Source organism: Pseudotabrizicola algicola (assembly GCF_010915705.1).
Classification (GTDB): domain Bacteria; phylum Pseudomonadota; class Alphaproteobacteria; order Rhodobacterales; family Rhodobacteraceae; genus Pseudotabrizicola; species Pseudotabrizicola algicola.
The window spans coordinates 1-2,901 of the sequence record NZ_JAAIKE010000026.1; the positions used below are offsets into that span (position 1 = coordinate 1).

2 protein-coding genes are annotated in these 2,901 nt (G+C 68.8%); both read right to left on the reverse strand.

Annotated features, from left to right (window positions below; genetic code table 11):
* Positions 1-1,544, reverse strand: a 1,544-nt coding sequence (locus G3572_RS21785; protein ID WP_164615806.1) for a prohead protease/major capsid protein fusion protein, incomplete at its 3' end; no start/stop codon positions are given.
* A 4-nt stretch (positions 1,545-1,548) separates the two neighbouring features.
* Positions 1,549-2,901, reverse strand: a 1,353-nt coding sequence (locus G3572_RS21790) for a phage portal protein (RefSeq protein ID WP_164615808.1), incomplete at its 5' end; no start/stop codon positions are given.

The window sequence follows — 2,901 nt, forward strand, 5'->3', positions numbered from 1 at the left end:
GCCGGGTTGGCGGTGATGATGCCCCAGACCACGTCACTTTCCAGCTGGGCGATGGAGTTGCCGTACATGGCCGGGATCCGGGTGAAGGCGTCGAGATCGTCGTTGATCAGCACCTGCCGGGTGATCGCGACCACGCGACCATAGGTCTTGACCTTGTAGCTTTCCTTGCTCTCGCCAAGCGTCCCGCGCTTGAACTCGCCGCTTTCGCCCACCTCCAGAAGCTGCGGCGCTTCGCCGAGTTGGACGCGGTGCATCGACTTGAAGTCGGTCGCCAGCACCTGGCGGCAGAAGAGCGCGAAGGTCCGGGGATAGGCGTCATAGGCCTGCCGCAGGGTCTTGTTGGTGACCGCCGAGAGGATCTCGGGGAAGTCCGAGGTCGAGTGCAGTGCGCGTGTCGCCACCTCGTCGCGCGACAGGCCCCGCGTGTTGACCCCGGAGTTGCCGAGGCTTTCGCGCGCCAGTTCCAGCAGCGTCATGCCGCGATACTGGCGCGCGGCGTCCTCCAGCGGGAACAGCGTCGGGCTGTAGCGGTGCAGGAGCGCGTTCGCCACCGCGTCGCGGCGCGTGATGCGTTCGTCCCGGCCGCCGAGGGGGATCGAGACATGCGGGAAGGTCCGGGTCTCGTCGGACTTCGCGGCGACCTGATCGAGGATCAGGCGGCGGGACTCGTCCACGCTAACGCCGCGCTTGACCAGATCCTCGGCGAAGCTGCGCTCGAGGTTCAGCCGCCCAGCCAGATCGTAGATGGTGGAGACGCGGTCGCGCTCGGTCTCGCGGGCGCGGGTGGCGATGGCTTCGGTGTCGGGAGCCTCGGGCTTGGGGGCCTTGGGCTGGCTGCGCGTCTCAGCCGCGCGCGTTTGCGCCTCGGCCGCGCCGGTCTTGTCGTCGGGCATGGTGATCTCCTCGGTCGCTGCCGTCTCGGTTGTGTCGTCGGCCGGTGCGGCCGGGGTCGTCTTGTCGGTCATCGGGGATGCTCCTTCGCTGGTTTCGGCGTCCCGGCGATGGAGGACGCAGTCGTGATGTTCGCCCTTGGCGCGGAAGCCCGCGGCGGGATCGGCGCCGACCGGCACGGCCGAAATCTCGAACGGGGTCCAGTCGACCGCCCGCCAAAGCTCGCGCCCGCCATCGGGCTTGGAGATATCGAAGCGGTGGACCTGGTAGCCGATCGAGACGGCCCGGATGTGCCCGGCCTGAATGTCGCGCCAGATCGGCTCGACGTCGGCGCGCTCGCTGATCCGGACCTGCGCGACGCCGCGCCCGTTCTCGATCCGCGCAGAACCCGGCACGACCGAGCCGATGACGGCGTCGAGCGTGTCGATCTCATGGACCTTCAGGAACGGCGCGCCCGCGTTCAGCCGGTCGAGCCGCACATGGGCGGGATCGAGGCTCAGCTCCTCGTCATAGGGCTCGCCGAAGAAGCTGGCGCGGCGGACGCGCGCGCCCGCCGACCAGATCACTTCGACGGTGCGCGCGTCATTGACGACGCTGTTTGGCGCAAGCTCCGCCGACCGTCGCAGGGCCGGCAGTTCGATCATCGTATCCATTGGGTCAGTCCTGTTGGTCGGCCTGCGCCGGTGTGGTTTCCGGATCGGCGGGTGCTGTCGGGTCGCCCGCCTGCGCGCTGCCGGTCTTGGTGACGCGGCGCGGATCGCTGTCGAGCACGAGCCCGAGTTCGTCGAGCTTCGCGTTGGTCGCGGCGATCTCAGCCAGCACGGCGTCGGGGTTGCGGCCCTGCCGGGCGATGGCCTGCGCGAGGGTCATGGTGCCGGAGCGGATCGCCAGCAGGTCCGCCATCGCATCCTTCTGCGGATCGACCGCCTCGAACTTCGGCGGTTGCCATTCGACCGGGACATCCGGCGACGGGATCTGGCCTGCGGCCCATGCCGCTTCCGTGAACCAGCGCCAGACCGGCGCGCAGAACATCGGAATGAACAGCTGCCATTGGACGGCGTCGATCATCCGGCGGAACTCGACGAGACCCGCCCGGATCGAGGAATAGTTGACCTGGCTGAGATCGCCGGTCAGCAGCTCGTAGGGCACCCGGAACCCGGCCGAGATCGTGTGCAGGCTGGCCCGCTTGTATTCGCCGTAGCCCCCCGTCGCCGATGGCTGGTTGAAGCGGATGTCCTTGCCACCACGCGCATAGGCGATCAGCCCCGGCTCGAACAGCTCGACCCGATTGCCGTCGGCATCGACCACCGAGGGCGCGATGCCCTGCTGCGCCTCGTCGTCGCCGAAGACGATGGCGGTGACGCAGGCCTCGGTCTTCTTGCGGACCAGTTCGGCAACCTCGTAATCGTCGAGGTCGCGCAACGACCGGATCACCGGCGCGCCCCAGGGAACGCCGCGTGCCTGCGTGCGCTGCTTCTCGTAGACATGGGCGACCTCGGTCGCTGGGACCGGGCGCGATCCAAGTGCGCCGTTCAGCGCGCCCCAGGCATCGCCGGGGTGCTCGGCATGCAGCCAGTAGGCCCGGCGTTTGCCGACCGGGTCGAACTCGATCCCCTGCACGAGGCGGCCCGCGCCGAGGACGCCGGATTTCGAGGCGTCGAGGAAGTCGGCCTCCAGCACCTGCAATTGCAGCGGCACCGGAAGGCCGTCGCTCGCACGCCGCAGGCGGCGGCGCACCAGCACCTCACCCGCCTCGACCATCTCGCGGCAGATCAGCGTCTGCAGACCGTAGAAGTCGAGCTGACCGTCGGCATCGCAGTCGGCTGTCCAGCGTTCGAACAGCGCATCGACCTTCCGGTCGAGCTTGTCGTCGCCGCTGGCGGCGCGCGGCATGATCCCCGCGCCGATGATATTGTTGACCAGCACCGCGACCGCCTTCGCCGCATGCGGGTTGTTACGGACCAGATCACGCATCCGGTCGCGAAGCAGAGCCCCCGCGACGCCGATCTC